The following is a 15,945-nucleotide window of genomic DNA, read 5'->3' as shown; positions in this document are numbered from 1 at the left end:
GGCGGGAGGGAGTAGGTTCCGCAGCATGACTCGACTCGGCGACACTGAACTCGACGTCTTCCCCATCTGCCTCGGTGGCAACGTGTTCGGCTGGACGGCGGATCGCGACGCCACCTTCACCGTTCTGGACCAGTACGCCGCCGCGGGCGGCAACTTCATCGACTCCGCCGACAGCTATTCCGCTTGGGTGGAGGGCAATTCCGGCGGCGAATCCGAGACCTTGATCGGCGAATGGCTGCGCGCCCGCGGCAACCGCGACGACATCGTGGTCGCCACCAAGGTCGGCAGGCTGCCGGGCCGCCGCGGCCTGTCGGCGGCGAACATCAAGGCCGCGGCGGAAGATTCGCTGCGCCGCCTGGGTGTCGACCACATCGACCTCTACTACGCCCATGGGGATGACGACCCGTCCATCCCGCTGGCCGAAACCCTGGCCGCCTTCGACGAGCTGGTGCGGGAGGGCAAGGTCCGCTACATCGCGGCGTCGAACTACACCGCGCCCCGCCTCGCCGAGGCGCTGGAGGTCTCCCGCCGCGAGGGGCTGGCCGCCTTCTCCGCGCTGCAGCCGCACTACAACCTCGTGGAACGCGGCGAGTTCGAAGGCGTGCTCGCCGACCTGTGCGCCCGGGAGAAGGTGAGCGTGCTGCCTTACTACGCGCTGGCGCACGGGTTCCTGACCGGGAAGTACCGCCCGGGCGGGGACAGTTCGGACAGCCCGCGGGCCGAAAGCGCGCGCGCCTACCTGGACGAGCGCGGTGTGAAGGTGCTCACAGCGCTGGACGAGATCGCGACGCTGCGTGACGTGCCGGTGTCCTCGGTCGCGCTTGCCTGGCTGCTCGGGCAACCGACCGTGACCGCCCCGATCGCCAGCGCCCGCAACACCGAGCAGCTCGCCGATCTGCTCCCGGCCGCCGGGTTCGAGCTGACCGAGGCCGAGCTGGAGCGGCTCACCGACGCCTCCGATTGATCACTCTCCGCGCCGTGCGTGACACCGTTTTGGCCGCTGTTCCCCCGGGTACCGATGTGTCACGGTGGTTTCCCCAGCGCTGCGCGCTGACGTGCTGCCGATCAAGCGGGGAGACGGCATGGGACGGCACGTGGACAATCAAGCGTTCAAGCCAGTGGACCGGCAACGGTATCGGAACAAGATGCAGCGCGGCCTGGACGCCCTGGCCCGGATGCTCGCCGAGGGCAATTTCTCCTTCCCCCACCAGCAGATGGGGCTGGAGATGGAGCTGTGCCTGGTGGACGAGCAGATGGAGCCGTCCATGTCCAACGCCGTGGTGCTGGAGAAGATCAGCGAGCCGGTGTTCACCACCGAGCTCGGCCAGCAGAACATCGAGCTCAACGTCGAGCCGCAGGTGCTCGCGGGCGACAGCGCCCTGGAGCTGGAGGCCCGTCTGCGCGCAGCGCTGCTACGCGCAGACGGCGGGGCGCACGACGCGGGCGCGAAGATCGTCATGATCGGCACGCTGCCGACGTTGCGCAGCGCGCACTTCGACCCGAACTGGCTGTCGCGCAACCCGCGGTACTCGCTGCTCAACGAGCAGATCTTCCTGGCGCGCGGCGAAGAAATGCTGCTCGACATGGAGGGCGTGGCACTGGGCGACGCGCAGCCCGAGAAGCTGCGGTCCTACGCCGATTCGATCCTGCCGGAGTCGGCGTGCACGTCGGTCCAGCTGCACCTGCAGGTGGCGCCGGAGGACTTCGCGGCGCATTGGAACGCCGCGCAGTGCCTGGCCGGAGTGCAGGTGGCCATCGGCGCGAATTCCCCGTTCCTGCTGGGCAAAGCGCTGTGGCACGAGACGCGGATTCCGCTGTTCCTGCAGGCCACCGACACGCGCCCGGTGGAGCTGAAGAACCAGGGCGTGCGGCCGCGGGTGTGGTTCGGCGAGCGGTGGATCACCTCGATCTTCGACCTGTTCGAGGAGAACGTCCGCTACTTCCCGGCGCTGCTGCCGGAACCGGAGGAAGAGGATCCACTGGCGGCGCTGGACTCCGGCCGGGCGCCGACGCTGGCGGAACTGCGGCTGCACAACGGCACCATCTGGCGCTGGAACCGGCCGGTCTACGACTTGGTGGACGGGGTTCCGCACCTGCGGGTGGAGAACCGGGTGCTGCCGTCGGGGCCATCGGTGGTGGACATCGTCGCCAACGCCGCGTTCTTCTACGGCGTCCAGCGGGCGCTCACCGAGCAGGACCGGCCACTGTGGACTCAGATGTCGTTCGCGGCGGCGGAGGAGAACTTCTACGCCGGGGCCCGGCACGGCTTCGACGCGCACCTGTACTGGCCGAGCGTCGGCTGGGTGTCGCCGGACGAGCTGGTGCTGCGCCGCCTGCTGCCGATGGCGCACGACGGCCTGCAGGCGTGCGGCGTGTCGGACGCGGCCCGCGAACGCTACCTGGGCATGATCGAGAAGCGGTGCATGGCGAAGCGCAACGGCGCGACGTGGCAGCGGGAAACGGTTGCGCTGCTGGAAGATCGCGGCGCGGACCGGCGCGGAGCGCTGGCGGGGATGCTGCGCCGCTACATCGACCTGGCGGACAACGGAGACCCGGTCCACACCTGGCCGGTGGGCTGACCCCACCGGCCTCCCGCCTTGCCGGACGACGCGTCCCACCGCAATTTCCATTGAAATCGAAGGCCCAACTTCAATGGAAATTGCGGGGTGTCGGCATGTCGGCCCACGACACGCCGACGCCTGTGGACAACCTCCCGCAATTTCAATGGAATTCGAAGGTCCGATTTCCATTGAAATTGCGGCACCACACGGGCTGGGAACGGGCACGGCGTTAGCCGAGGTGGGGTGGCGCGTGGGCCGAGGGCGGCGAGGCTGAAGGTGGCGGGGCGACGTGGACCGTGTGGGTTCAGAGGGCTCCGTCGACGTCGAGGGTGGGTCGGCCGTTGTGGTGGGCCAGGCGGGCCCTGATTCCGAAGACCTCTGCGAGCAGGTTCTCGTCCAGGACTTCGGTCGGGGTTCCCGTTCTGGTGACCTCGCCCTCGTGGAGGACAGCGATGCGGTCGCAGAACTCCGCCGCATGGCGGAGGTCGTGCAGCGTCATCAGGACCGTTAGGCCGTCGCCCGCCAAGTCGCGGAGGAGGCGGAGGATGCTGTACTGATGCCGCAGGTCCAGGTGGTTCGTCGGCTCGTCGAGCACGAGGACCCGCGGCTGCTGCGCCAGCGCACGCGCGATCGCCGCTCGCTGCCGCTCGCCGCCGGACAGCGTGCGCACATCCCGTTCCGCCATGTCCAGAAGTCCGGTGGCGCGCAGGGATTCGTCGACGATGCGCTGGTCCGCCGCCCGCATCCGCTCCAGCAGCCCCAGGTGCGGCAGCCGGCCCTGCGTCACCACTTCGCGCACGGTCAACGCCGCGCGGTTCTCGGTTTCCTGCACCGTCGCGGCGAGGATCCGGGCCAGCTCGCGTCGCCCGGCCTTGGTCCGCCCCGCCACCTCGATGGTTCCGGCCGTCGGCTCGATCGCTCGGTACAGCGCGCGCAGCAACGTCGTCTTGCCGCTTCCGTTCGGGCCCACCAGCCCGAACACCTCGCCCGCCCGCACCTCAACGTCCACATCGGACAGCACCGCTCGGCCGCCCAGCTCCACGTGCGCTCCGCGCACCCGCACGCTCATGCGATCCTCCGCTGCCGCCGGAGCATGATCAGGAACAGCGGCCCGCCTACCATCGCCGTGAGCACCCCGACCGGCAGTTCGGACGGCGCGATGACCAGCCGCGCCACCAGATCCGCCAACACCAGGAACACCGCGCCCAGCAGGGCCGACACCGGCAGCATCCGTCGCGCCTCGGCACCGACCAGGAAGGTCGCCGCGTGCGGCACCAGCAGTCCGACGAACACGATGCCGCCCGCCACGGCGACCGCGGTCCCGGCCAGCAGCGAAATCCCGACCAGGCAGGCCATCCGGAATGCCCGGGCGTTGAGCCCGAGCGCGGCGGCCGCGTCGTCGCCGCCGTGCAGCACGTTCATCCAGCGGCCCGCCGCCACCGCCGCGATCAGGCCGATCACCAGCACCGCCGCAGGCACCGGCAGCGACTCCCAGCGCGCGGCCCCGAGCCCGCCGGTGATCCAGAACAGCACCTGCTTGGCCTGGTCCCCGGTCGCGAAGACGTGCAGCACCAACGACGTCGCCGCGTAGGCCACCTGGCCGACCGCGAGCCCGCCGAGCACCAGCGTCGTCACCGATCCGGAGCGCCCGGCCACGGCCAGCACCACGACCAGCGCCAGCAGCCCGCCGAGGAACGCGGCCAACGGCAGCCCCAGCGCCCCGGCGCCGACGCCCAGCACCATCACCAGCGATGCCGCGAAGCCGGCGCCTTCGGAGACCCCGAGCAGGTAGGGGTCGGCCATCGGGTTGGCGGTGACCAGCTGCGCGATGGCGCCGGAGAGCGCGAGCGCCGCGCCGACGACGATGCCGGTCACCACCCGCGGCATCCGCGAATCCCACACGATCGCGGCCCGCACCCGCGTCCAGTCCGCGTCGATCCAAGGCACCACCGGCTCCAGCACGATCCGCCAGACCTGGTCCAGCGGCAGCCGGACCGAGCCCAGCGACACGGCCAGCCCGCCGATCACCACCAGCGCGATCAGCAGCACGGCGTGCACCAGCACCAACCGCGCCTTCATGCGCCGTGCAGGTCCCGGGCCAGCCGCTCGACGGCGTCGGGGAACCGGATGCCCTCGGTCAGCTCGACGAGCGGGATCGTGCTGAACCGCTGCTCGCGGACCGCGGGCGTGCCCGAGGCGAGCGGATGCCCGGCCAGGTACGCCTGCTTGTTCTGCACCGGAGCGGCCAGGTAGTCGACGAGCACGATCGCCCGCGGGGCCCGCGCCGCCACCTGCTCCCAGCTGACGTCGGCGAAAACTTCCGGCACGTCGCCGAAGACGTTGCGACCACCGGCCCGGCGCAGCGCATCGTGCCCGACGCCATTGCCGCCGAGCGTGAAGGCGGCCTGCTCGCCGGAGTCGTAGACGAAGACGTCGACCGGCTCCGCGCCGGCCAGCCGCTCCGCGACCGCGCGCACCCGCTGCTCGATCCCGGCCGCGACCTGCCGCGCGTTCTCCTGCAGGCCCAGCACCTCGCCGAACATCGCGATGTCCGACAGCAGCGTGTCCATCCCGGCCGGGCTCGCGGCGCAGGACTCGGAGAGCAGCAGCGTGCGGATGCCGTTGTCCTCGAACGTCTTCCGGCTCCGGCCCTCCGTGTCGTCGAAGGCGCTGCTGTAGCCGCCGACGACCAGGTCGGGCTCGGTTTCGAGGATGCGCTCGTAGGACGGGTACTGGTCGGCGAGCAGCGGCACCCCGGCGTACGCGGCGGCCACCGACGCCGGCGGCGCGAGATCGTCCGGGTAGGCCGTGCCGACCAGTCGATCGCCCAGGCCGAGCGCCAGCAGGATCTCGGTGGCGTGCTGGTTGAGGCTCACCACGCGCTTCGGCGGTTCGGGGAACACCTCGGTGCTGCCGCAGTTCTCGACGCGCAACCCGTCGGCCTGCGACTCGGCGTTGGCGCAGCCCGCGAGGAACAGCGCGACTACGGCGAGGGCGAATAAGCGGCGCATCTTGCCTTCCAGGGCGAACGAGCCTGCGCCGAAGTCGGGGCCGCGCGGGCGGCCGCGAGTCCCTGACCCCGACCGCAGACCACGGCGGTCGTTGGAGCCATCCCTCGCGAACAGGTGATCGGGCTCGCCGCGCATCGCGCGGCCTACCGTTGCGGGTCAGCGCCGGACTTCGACCGGCTTCCCCCGCTCGCAGGGTCTGCCGAGGATGCTGCCCCACGCGTCGAACCGGGTCAACCGGGCATTTTCCCCCACGCCGCAACGTCTTCGCTGCTCATCGCGGTCGCAGCCGGGACTCGCCCGACAGATGAGATCAACGCCCCCATCCGGCTTAGTTGCCATAGGGTGGCAGTAGCTAGAGTCTGTCGATAGCGAAGGGAGACGCTCAATGGCGCAGCAGTACGTGTTGCCGGAGTTGGATTACGACTACGCGGCGTTGGAGCCGGCGATCGCCGGTGAGATCAACGAGTTGCACCACAGCAAGCACCACGCGGCGTACGTCAAGGGCGCCAACGACACGGTGGAGAAGATCGCCGAGGCGCGGGAGAAGGGCGACTTCTCCTCCATCGTGGGGCTGGAGACCACGCTGGCGTTCAACCTGGCGGGGCACTCGCTGCACCTGGTGTGGTGGAAGATCCTCTCGCCCAACGGCGGGGACAAGCCCACCGGCGAGCTGGCGGCGGCCATCGACGAGGACTTCGGCTCGTTCGACAAGTTCCGCGCGCAGCTGGAGGCGGTGTCGACCACGATCCAGGGCAACGGCTGGGGCGTGCTGGCCTGGGATCCGGTCGGTCAGCGGCTGATCACCCAGCAGCTGCGCGATCACCACTCGAACCTGTCGATCGCGACGACGCCGCTGCTGGTGTTCGACATCTGGGAGCACGCGTACTACCTGCAGTACCGCAACGTGAAGGCGGACTACGTCAAGCACCTGTGGAACGTCGTCAACTGGGACGAGGTCTCCAAGCGCTTCGCCGACGCCCGCGCCGGATACAACGGCCTCCGCCTTCCCACCGCCTGACAGGCAGAACCACCGCGCCTTCGGTTCTCGCCGGTCAGAAGCCGTGAGTGCTTGTGTCGCCATGGCAGCACAAAACACTCACGGCCCCACCGCTCGGCGGTGAGTGCTCCGACAAGCCCACTGCCGAAACTTCGGGGCCTTCCTCAGGGAGGGCCCCGAAGTCCTTTTCCAGGCCTTGGATACGACCGGGCCCCGGCCTCCCGCAGGAGACCGGGGCCCGATCTGTTCCCGAACTGACTACCGCTCCCACCACGAAGCGGACGTGTTTTAGGTTAGCCTAACCTTTCGACTCGGGCAACCCCGTTCTCCGCCGCCAAGCCAGCACCGCGACGCCGCCGAGCGCGGCTGCCAGGGACGCCAGCCCGCCCAGCAGGATCGGCCAGCGCGGCCCGAGCACCTCGGCGACCCATCCCGATGCCAGCCCACCCAGCGGCTTTCCGCCCAGGAACAGCAGCATGTAGAGGCCCATGACCCGGCCGCGCATGGTCGGCTCCACGGCCAGCTGGACGGTCGCGTTCGCGCTCGTGGTGAACGTCATCACAGCGATCCCGACCGGCACCAGCGACGCCGCGAACAGCTCGTAGGTCGGCATCAGCGCCGCCACGGCCTCCAGGACGCCAAAAACGCCGGCACCCAGCAGCATCAGCCGCAACCTAGGCACCCCGCGGCCGCTGCGCCGGGCCGCCAGCGACGCCCCGGTCAGCGTGCCGACCGCGAGCATGGTGATCAGCAGGCCGTAGCCGTCGGCTTCGCGCCCGAAGACGTTGCGCGCGATCACGGCGAAGGAGCTCTCGAAGTTCATCCCGAACGTGCCGACGAAGAACACCAGCACCATCACCACGAGCAGGTCCGGCCGCCCGCGCACGTAGCGCAGCCCGGCGCGCAGCTGGCCGCGTTCCTTCGGCGGCGGCTTGGCCCGGTGCAGCGCCGACGCGTCCATCAGCGCCAGCCCGGCGACCACGGCGACCGAGCTCAACCCGTTGAGCAGGAACACCCAGCCGGTGCCGATCGCGGTGATCAGCACCCCGGCGATGGCCGGGCCGACGATGCGCGCCAGGTTGAACGTCATCGAGTTCAGCGCGACGGCGTTGGTGAGCTGCTGGGACCCGACCATCTCGACGACGAAGGACTGCCGCACCGGTGCGTCGACCGCGGCGAAGCAGCCGAGCACGAAGCACAGCAGGTAGACATGCCAGAGCAGCACGACACCGGTGACGTCGAGCAGCCCCAGCACGAGGCCGCAGGCGCCGAGCGCGCTCTGGGTGGCGACGAGCATGCGCCGCTTGTCGAAGCGGTCGGCGATGACGCCGGCCCACAGCGTCAGCAGCAGGGTCGGGGCGAATTGCAGGGCGACCGCCACGCCCAGCGCGGCCGGGCTGCCGCCGGAGAGTTCCAGCACCAGCCAGTCCTGCGCGGCGCGCTGCATCCACGTGCCGGTCAGGGAAACGACCTGACCGGAGGCGTAGTAGCGGTAGTTGCGCTCTCGCAGCGAGCGGAACATGCCGCCGGATCGGTCCGATGTGGACGGCGGTTCGCGGTTGGCCGGATCTCCGCTCGGGTCGGTTCCCGTGCGTGCCGCGGATCGGTCAACCACGCTGGTGCGTACCGCCTCTCACCGGACTCCGGTCATCGGCCCGCCAACCGGTCTATGATCTCCGCCGCCTGGAACAGCACGCGGCGGTCTTCCTCGGTCAGGTCCGCGAGCTGCTGGTCCAGCCAGCGCTCCCGGATCGAGACCTCTTCGTCTATGCGGGCCCGGCCCGCCTCGGTCAGCTCCACGATGGCCTGCCGGCCGTCGGTGGGGTGCGCCCGACGCGCGACCAGCCCGGCGTCTTCCAGGGCGGAGATCACCCTGGTCATCGACGGCGGCTGGACGCCTTCCCGGGCCGCCAGCTCGCCGGGCGTCAACGCGCCGGCCTTGTGCAGACAGGACAGCGCCGACAGCTGGGACAGCGTGATCTTCGAGTCGGTGCTCTGCGCGCGCAGCCGCCGGTTCAGGCGGACAACGGCGAGCCGCAGCCGACTCGCCAGGGTGCGCTCGCGCTCCGCGATATCGGACACGTCGTTAGTCTACCAAACTATTTCGGGGAATCGGACAAACTGATCAGGCCTGATCAGTGGCCGTCCACCATAGCCAGCCGGCGACCCCGCACCCGGAATCGCAACCCAATCGACGCACTGCTCCGAACGGCCCAAAGCCCTCGCCTCGCCCGGTCAGGCCCCGTGCGCACTTCGTGCTGCTCTGGCGACACAAAACGCGAACGGGCGCATCAGATGCCGAAGAGCACGTGCAGCGGGCCGGAGCAGAAGTAGAGCACGAACGCCGCCGACACGACCCACATCAGCGGGTGCACGGTGCGGATGCGGCCGGTGAAGACCCGCAGCAGCACGTAGCTGATGAAGCCCGCGCCGATGCCGTTGGCGATCGAGTACGTGAACGGCATGACCACGATCGTCAGGAACGCGGGCAGCGCGATGCTGAAGTCGGACAGGTCGATCTGCCGGATCTGGGTGAGCATCATCGCCCCGACCACGACCAGCGCCGGAGCCGCCGCCTCCACCGGGATGATCTGGTAGAGCGGGGTGAAGAACATCGCCGCCAGGAACAGCAGGCCGGTGATCACGTTCGCCAGACCGGTGCGCGCCCCCTCCGCGATACCGGACGCGGACTCCACGAACACGGTGTTGGAGCTCGCCGAACCCAACCCGCCGGCGACCGCGCCGACGCCCTCGACGGCCAGCGCCTTGCCGATGCCCGGCAGGTTGCCGTCCTTGTCGGCGAGCCCGCCCTCCTTGCCGAGGCCGGTCATGGTGCCCATGGCGTCGAAGAAGTTCGCCAGCACCAGCGTGAACACCAGCATCGCGGCGGCCAGCGCCGGCAGCCGCGTCCACGCGCCGAAGGAGATGTCGCCGACCAGCGACAGGTCGGGCAGGCCGATGACCTGCTCCGGCACCGCCGGGTAGCCGAGGTTCCAGCCGTAGGCGTTGACGCCCTTCGACGGGCCCGCGTGGAAGATCGACTCGATCACGATCGACAGCACCGTGGTGACGGCCACGCTGATCAGGATCGCGCCCCGCACCTTGCGCGCCACCAGCACCGAGGTGAGCACCAGCCCGAACACGAACACCGCGGTCGGCCACGAGGCGATCGAGCCCTCGATGCCCAGCCCGACCGGCACGGTCGTATTGGCGGCGTCCGGCAGGCGCCGCACGAAACCGGCGTCGACCAGGCCGACGAAGGTGATGAACACGCCGACGCCGACCGCGATCGCGGCCTTGAGCTCGGGCGGCACCGCGTTGAACACCGCCGTCCGGAACCCGGTGGCGACCAGGATCAGGATGATGATGCCGTCCACCACCACCAGGCCCATCGCCTCGGGCCAGGTGACCTGCGGCGCGATGGTCACGGCCAGCAGCGTGTTGATGCCGAGCCCGGCGGCGATCGCGAACGGGTAGTTGGCGATCAGTCCGAACAGGATCGTCATCACGCCCGCGACCAGCGCGGTGGTCGCCGCGACCTGCGAAACCGGCAGGATGTTGCCGAGCACGTCGCGCTTGGCACCCGCGTCGTCGGGCGAGGAGCTGCCGAGGATCAGCGGGTTCAGCACGATGATGTAGGCGACCGTGACGAACGTGACCACGCCGCCGCGAACTTCCCGCCCGACGCTGGACCCGCGGTCGGTGATCTTGAAATACCGGTCCAGCAGCGACTTCTTGGAAACGTCTCGATCCACCATCAGTACTTCCCGATCACCGCGCCTGCGCGCGCGTTCATTACCGGGAGTAGCCTGCCTGACGTGGCAAAGGACAGCGAATCCACCCCCTCGGCGCCGGGTCACCGGCCGGTTCCGCCGCTGCCGCGGAGGCTCGCGGACCCCACCCCGGTGGTGCTGTTCGGCACGGCCCTGTGGTTCGCCGGAGTGGTGCTGTTCGGCATCCGCGACTGGGCCGGCATCCAGTTCTGGACCTGCCTGGCCGGGGGCGTGCTCGGCATCATCGGCTACGGCGTGTTCCGCTGGCAGCGCTCGGCGGCGCGCCGCGGTTCCCGGGGCGCTTGGAAGGGCCTGTCGGGACTCGACGGCTGAGCCTGCCCAATTCTGCTCCAAGCAGCCCCGCGACCAGTTAGTCTGCACAGTCGACATCAAGTTCCGATGCCCTAACGCGGGAGCGCAGCACCAGTGCCCAAGCTCGACGTCGACCGACTCGAATTCGCGATCCTGGCCGAACGCGCCGATCTCAGCCGGATCCCGATGATCGCGTCGTACAGCAACTACGGGACGACCGTGAAAGACATGCCTCGCGAGTTCGAGGCGGCGGAGCAGCGGGTCCGCGATCGCGGCCTGATCAGCCCGAGCGGCGTGAACGACCGGGTCATGGAGCTGCTCGGCATCTACGCGCACGTGACGGTCGAATACGACCTGCGATTCTCCTCGCAGAAGGGCAGCGAACTGCGCGCCGCGGTGTCGAAGGCGAACAAGACGGCGGTGCGCACGGTCGTCGACGGCGACCGGATCATCCTGGAGCCGGTGCACCCGAACGACCTGATCCCGTCGCTGGTGTCGGTGCTCCCGGAACACCCGCCGGCCCGCATCCGCCCGGCGCTGAGCGTGGACCTGGCGGAGATGCGCGCGGCCATGGCCGACGTGCGCCGCCGCGGGGACGAAGACCCGCAGGCGATCGAGCAGAGCCTGCGGGCGCGCGGCGTGAACGTGGCGAGCTTCCGGAAGATGACGCAGCTGCTCGAAGGCCCGCGACTGGGCCTTGGCGAAGCGGGCGTCACGATCTGGGACGACCGCCGCCGCGAGCGCCGGGGAGACCAGACGCTGCGGATCATCGACCTGCAGCAGGGCCGCACGGCGGTCTACAACAGCGGGACCCAGCGGATGTTCGCGGGGGCGGACATGAGCACGTTCACCAGGGTGCTCGGGGAGCTGACGACGAAGACCCAGCGCGAAGCGGCCTGGTAGCGACCAACGTCACTCCGCCAAAAGGACTAATCCGACAACGAGTTGGGAACCGATCAGCGCGAAGCAGCGTCACACCTGTGCACGAACGGGCAAAGACCTGGCAAGCTAAGCGCGACGTGTACCTGATTCAGGGGACAAAGGGGGTAGTGAGAGGTGTCATTCTTCGACGGGGTCGTCACGACGGCGCAGAAAGCTGTGCGGCAGGCGACGGTCCACACCGCGATCAACTCGGGCGGCTCTGCGCAGGCGGCGTCGTTCACTGTCGACATCGAGCAGATTCCAGGCCTGATCGCCAAGTACGAAGACGCTCGGGAAAAGATGGAACGGATCCTTCGGAAGGCCCAGCAGCTGGGGAACATCCAGGGTCCCGGCGAGGACGAGGTCAGCCAGCGTCTCGTGACCTCTCTCAACGAGATGGCCGGGCACAACGAAGGCTGCCTGTCGTGGGCTGTCGCTGATGGCATCAAGCGACTGACCAGTCAAATCGACCAGTTGAAGGCTGCTCAACGCGAGTACCAGACCACCGACGAGAACGCTACCGCCCGCCAGGTATAAGGACGATTCACGTGCGACGCTGTGCCAGCATCACCGCTGTGGCCCTCTTTGCGGTTCTGGGAGCTTCGGCCTGCTCACCAGGAGAGTCGCAGACTCCGCCGAGCTCGACTGCCGAATCTCCCACGACCACGGCCTCTTCCGTGCCGAAGGTGGAGAAGCCCAAGAACCTCAAGGGTATCTCCAACGCCTGCCAGCTGCTCACCTCAGAGCAGCTTTCACAGTTGGGCGGAGGCGGCCAGCCCGAGGAGGACACTTCGGCGTACGGCGAGACGCAGTGCTACTGGTCCGGCGACGCGTTTGCGGTCGGTGTCTCGATCAACACTACTTCCGGCGGCCCAGCCAAGATCTATCAAACTGGCGGGACCCGCGACAACTTCGCACCGACGACCGTTGACGGCTACCCGGGCGCACGGGTCGACAAGCAAGACATCCTTTGCCGGATCGAACTCGGTGTCGCCGAAACACAGTCCGTCGAGATCAACTACACCAAGCACAGCGGCGGATCTCCGGAAATGAACGATCCGTGCGGTTTCGCAGAGAAGATCACCAGCGAAGTTCTGAAGAACATCCCGGACGCTTGATCGCGTCCGCGCGTACCACGACCATTAACGACAAGGGGGTGTGATCATGGTTTTACCGATCATCGTCGGTGGCTACCTGCTCACACGTGAATCGGACCGTGGTAACACGGACGAGATCATGAAGCAGGTCGGCTTCAACCACCCGGAGAAGTTCAAGCAGATTCACGGCGGGGCCGGCACTGGTCCGCTGGTCACCTCAGTGGAGGGCTGGCGGCGGGGCATCACCGAAGACTTCGACGAAGTCGGTCGTCTACTCGACGAGGCCAACGCTAAGGCCGGTGTCGCGTGGACCGGGCAAGCTGCCGAGGAACACGGCAACTCGCTGAAGCCGATGTCGCAGTTCGTTCAGGACGCCAAGACCGTCTCGGCATCAGTCGGCGACTCGGCCGAACAACAGGTCAACAACTACGGCCTGGTCAAGAACAGCATGCCCGAGCCGGTGAAGGTCGATGCGACCGACAACCTGCTCGAGAAGGGCGGCGCTTGGCTGGTCGGTGGCGAGACCGACCTGCAGAAGCAGGAGCGCGAGGCCACCGAGAAGGCTCAGGAAGCCAAGCAGCACTACGACAACTACAGCAACAGCACCACGAACGTCTCGCAGAACCTGGCCTTCTACCCGAAGGCTCCGGAGATGGCGTACGACCAGGGCTCCGGCAGCACCGGGACGAACCCGACCGTTGGCAGCATTCCGAACGGTTCTGGGATTCCCGGCGGCGGGCCTGGTGGCGGCGGTGGCGGCGGCAGCTGGGGCGGCAGCCTCGGCGGCGGCAGCGGTAGCGGCGGCACCGGTGGCACTGGTGGTCCCGGCGACGGTGGTTACACGACTCCGTCGCAGAACACGTCGCAGTGGTCCTCGCCGCCCGTCACCAACGGTCCCGGCCTGCCCGTCAACCCCGGACCCAACGTCAGCACGGGCCCGAACATGGGCGGTGGCGGCATCGGCATGATGCCGCCCGGCGGCGGCGCCGGTGGTGCGGGTGCCGGTGGCGGTCGTGGGCTCGGTGCCGGTGGCGCTGGCGGCCGCGGCGCGGGCCTGGGTGCCGGTGGGCGCGCCGGACTCGGCGGTCTCGGCGGCGGTTCCGGTGCCGGTGCTGGTGCAGGTGGCGCTGCTGGTGCGGCCGGTCGCGGTGGCGCCGGTGGCATGGGCGCTGGTGCTGCTGGTCGCGGCCAGGGCAAGCAGGGCGAGGAAGACCAGGAGCACGAGGACAAGTACTGGGTCGACACGGACGAGGCCTGGGACGACCTGGGCCTGCCCAAGGTCGCCCCGCCGGTCTTCGGCGAGTGAGCAACACCCGCTGAGGTCGACCGAAGCGAACTGGCCGCGCACCGATTCCGGTGCGCGGCCAGCGCTTTCCTCGGGTTATCTCACGGCGAACACGGGCTCGTTTCCCATCGTGCCCGCGCCCATCCGCGCGCCATAAACCGTTCCATCGACCCAGTGCAGATTGCAGTTGGTCGGGGACGTGATCTCATCCGGGAACACCCCGGTGATCGGGTTTGGACTGCCGCCGCTGATCGGGATCTCGTACACGCGTGGCGGGTCCTCGTAGGTGCCATCGTTGATGGCTAGAACGCTGTTCTCCGTCACCGCGAACGGCCTGCCGGTGATCTTCGCTCCGAGCGCGACATCCCACCGCTGCTGGCCGGTCTTCAAATCCACCGCGACGATCTTGTTGGTTTCCCGGTTCGCGGTGACCGAAGTCGACCAGGTCTCTCCGATCAGCGCTCCATCCTTGATCAGGATCGGATACCTCTGGCGCGCTGAGCTTTCCACGCTTGAGTTGATGGGATTGACGTTGAGCCGCCCGGCGGGCTGGTTCGCCGGGATCTCGGTCACCTTGCGGCCCGTATCGTCGAAGACCAGCAGGCTCCCCGGGTCTTCCTCGTTCAGGCTGGAGTCGACCGACACGACCGGCGGATCTGCTGCGATCACGTTAACGGGACTGTCCGTTTCGACCCGAGTCCGGCCCTTCACGCTCCCGGTCGCGGGGTCGAGGAAAACCAGTTCGTGGACGTCCTCCTCGCCGAGCGGGCAGTAGACCGGGTACACCAACGTTCGCTCGCTGATGGCGGGCCCCCAAAGATTGCAGTAGCGGCCTGGTTCCTGGTCATATCGCCAGACTTCCCTTCCATCTGTCAGGCTCATGCCGTAGACGATGTCGTGCAGCGCGAAGACCACCACGTCGCCGACGATCTCGGGGTCGGTGAAGTTCGTGGTGTTCCGGTTTTCGACGACCGGCAGGTCGAACTGCCGCTTGATGGCACCGGTCTTGACGTCGATGACAGCGATCGTCGAGCAGCCGGTGCCGCCGTACCAATCCTTCTTGTACGGCCCGTAGGCAACCACTCCAAGGCCGTTCTTCACCTCGTGGCTCATGCCGCAGAACCGGCTCATCTTCGCGTCGTCCCCGGCCCGCAGCGGCGGTTCCAGGTCCCAGGCGTCTTCGCCGGTGTCCGCGTGGAACGCGTCGAGCCAGTCTTCGTGCATCACGGCGACGATGCCGTCGGAAGCCCAGCTGTTGAACGGCTTCTCCTCCATCGTCGGGCTTTCTTTCCAGAGCAGCGTCGCCGCCTGCCGCTGATCCGCATCCCTCGGGCCGTACCTGGCGCGCAACGCGAGCCATCCGGCCACGCCACCACCGACCAGGACTACGACGAGCCCGATGATCAGGAACGGCACCCAGATCCGGCGCTTCTTGGGCGGCATCGCGGCCGGACCGGCCGGATATTGCGGCGGGTACGGCTGCTGCGGATAGGGCTGCGGGCCTTGGTTTCCCGGCCAGCCTTGATGAGTCACTTGAACATGCTCCCCTCGGCATGAACGCGCTCACGCAGAACTCGGAGCGCTCCCCCAAAACGGCCTGCCACCAGGCCAGATGGCATTATGCCCGACCGCGATGCCGGAAATGCGACCTTCAGCCGAACGTCACGGCCGCACATCTATCCGTCCACTTCGGACTTCAGTTGCGCAGACGCAGCAGGTGGGGCGGCTGTCTCGGGCGGTGACGTCTTCCGGCGCCGTCATCACGCCGCAGAGTGCGATCAGGTCCCGGCCTTCGCGGCGTGGGTCTTCGACCGGGATCACGTGGTTCTGGTAGCCGAAGGCGGCCCAGTAGCCGACTCGCCCTTCGGGGCCGTTCTCGGTCGATCGCGTCATCGCGTTCTCCTTGAGCCGTGGGTTGGCCGGTGACCGGGCGCGTGGGGTCGGGGGCATCGCGCCCGGTCACCGGGGTGGGCCGGTGCGGTTGGGGG

At 68.6% G+C, this 15,945-nt stretch carries 16 protein-coding genes; 8 read left to right on the top strand and 8 right to left on the bottom strand.

The features are described 5' to 3' along the window. Positions 1-25: 25 nt before the first annotated feature. Positions 26-964, top strand: coding sequence for an aldo/keto reductase (locus E1288_RS38805; protein ID WP_132493668.1), 939 nt, complete (start codon positions 26-28; stop codon positions 962-964). Between the two features lie 118 nt (positions 965-1,082). After that, positions 1,083-2,579, top strand: coding sequence for a glutamate-cysteine ligase family protein (locus tag E1288_RS38800; protein WP_132493691.1), 1,497 nt, complete (start codon positions 1,083-1,085; stop codon positions 2,577-2,579). A 286-nt stretch (positions 2,580-2,865) separates the two neighbouring features. On the opposite strand, the gene E1288_RS38795 is transcribed toward E1288_RS38800, so the two are convergent. From E1288_RS38795 to E1288_RS38785, 3 genes are read right to left on the bottom strand one after another with little or no spacing between them, the layout of a single operon-like run. After that, on the bottom strand, positions 2,866-3,630 hold the full coding sequence (locus E1288_RS38795; protein ID WP_132493667.1) for an ABC transporter ATP-binding protein: 765 nt from the start codon (positions 3,628-3,630) through the stop codon (positions 2,866-2,868). Continuing rightward, positions 3,627-4,640, bottom strand: coding sequence for a FecCD family ABC transporter permease (locus E1288_RS38790; protein WP_132493666.1), 1,014 nt, complete (start codon positions 4,638-4,640; stop codon positions 3,627-3,629). The genes E1288_RS38795 and E1288_RS38790 overlap by 4 nt, the downstream gene beginning before the upstream one ends. Further along, positions 4,637-5,572 carry an ABC transporter substrate-binding protein gene (locus E1288_RS38785; protein ID WP_132493665.1) on the bottom strand — a complete coding sequence of 312 codons (936 nt, stop codon included), beginning with the start codon at positions 5,570-5,572 and terminating at the stop codon, positions 4,637-4,639. Before E1288_RS38785 ends, E1288_RS38790 begins: the two co-directional genes overlap by 4 nt. Positions 5,573-5,957: 385 nt before the next feature. On the opposite strand from E1288_RS38785, the gene E1288_RS38780 reads away from it, so the two are divergent. Further along, the gene (locus tag E1288_RS38780) at positions 5,958-6,590 is read left to right on the top strand and encodes a superoxide dismutase (protein ID WP_132493664.1); all 633 of its coding nucleotides are present in this window, start codon (positions 5,958-5,960) and stop codon (positions 6,588-6,590) included. A gap of 277 nt (positions 6,591-6,867) precedes the next feature. Here the strand turns inward: E1288_RS38780 and E1288_RS38775 are convergent, their stop codons facing one another. From E1288_RS38775 to E1288_RS38765, 3 genes are all read right to left on the bottom strand, one after another. After that, positions 6,868-8,184, bottom strand: coding sequence for an MFS transporter (locus E1288_RS38775; protein WP_235884117.1), 1,317 nt, complete (start codon positions 8,182-8,184; stop codon positions 6,868-6,870). Between the two features lie 32 nt (positions 8,185-8,216). After that, entirely contained in the window at positions 8,217-8,651 is a 435-nt protein-coding gene (locus tag E1288_RS38770; RefSeq protein WP_132493663.1) for a MarR family winged helix-turn-helix transcriptional regulator, read from the bottom strand. A gap of 209 nt (positions 8,652-8,860) precedes the next feature. Further along, entirely contained in the window at positions 8,861-10,327 is a 1,467-nt protein-coding gene (locus tag E1288_RS38765) for an NCS2 family permease (RefSeq protein ID WP_132493662.1), read from the bottom strand. A gap of 60 nt (positions 10,328-10,387) precedes the next feature. On the opposite strand from E1288_RS38765, the gene E1288_RS38760 reads away from it, so the two are divergent. The 5 genes from E1288_RS38760 (at position 10,388) to E1288_RS47505 (ending at position 13,978) form a co-directional block, all read left to right on the top strand. Beyond that, complete coding sequence (locus E1288_RS38760) at positions 10,388-10,675, top strand: DUF2530 domain-containing protein (RefSeq protein WP_132493661.1); 288 nt, start codon at positions 10,388-10,390, stop codon at positions 10,673-10,675. 93 nt (positions 10,676-10,768) lie between these two features. Next, positions 10,769-11,557, top strand: a complete 789-nt coding sequence (locus E1288_RS38755; protein ID WP_132493660.1) for an ESX secretion-associated protein EspG — start codon at positions 10,769-10,771, stop codon at positions 11,555-11,557. A gap of 153 nt (positions 11,558-11,710) precedes the next feature. Then, complete coding sequence (locus E1288_RS38750; protein ID WP_132493659.1) at positions 11,711-12,112, top strand: hypothetical protein; 402 nt, start codon at positions 11,711-11,713, stop codon at positions 12,110-12,112. 11 nt (positions 12,113-12,123) lie between these two features. Continuing rightward, a complete protein-coding gene (locus tag E1288_RS38745) occupies positions 12,124-12,693 on the top strand; it encodes a DUF3558 domain-containing protein (protein ID WP_328592538.1) in 570 nt (189 codons plus the stop codon). A gap of 46 nt (positions 12,694-12,739) precedes the next feature. Beyond that, positions 12,740-13,978, top strand: coding sequence for a PPE domain-containing protein (locus E1288_RS47505; protein WP_165968490.1), 1,239 nt, complete (start codon positions 12,740-12,742; stop codon positions 13,976-13,978). A gap of 75 nt (positions 13,979-14,053) precedes the next feature. Here E1288_RS47505 and E1288_RS38725 read toward each other — a convergent pair whose 3' ends face one another. Further along, positions 14,054-15,373 (bottom strand): outer membrane protein assembly factor BamB family protein, encoded by a 1,320-nt coding sequence (locus E1288_RS38725; RefSeq protein WP_165968489.1) that lies wholly within the window; start codon positions 15,371-15,373, stop codon positions 14,054-14,056. A gap of 246 nt (positions 15,374-15,619) precedes the next feature. Beyond that, complete coding sequence (locus E1288_RS38720) at positions 15,620-15,850, bottom strand: hypothetical protein (protein WP_132493656.1); 231 nt, start codon at positions 15,848-15,850, stop codon at positions 15,620-15,622. Between the last annotated feature and the right edge of the window lie 95 nt (positions 15,851-15,945).

The organism is Saccharopolyspora elongata (genome assembly GCF_004348985.1).
GTDB classification, from domain to species: domain Bacteria; phylum Actinomycetota; class Actinomycetes; order Mycobacteriales; family Pseudonocardiaceae; genus Saccharopolyspora; species Saccharopolyspora elongata.
This window is presented reverse-complemented; position numbering and strand designations above follow the sequence as displayed.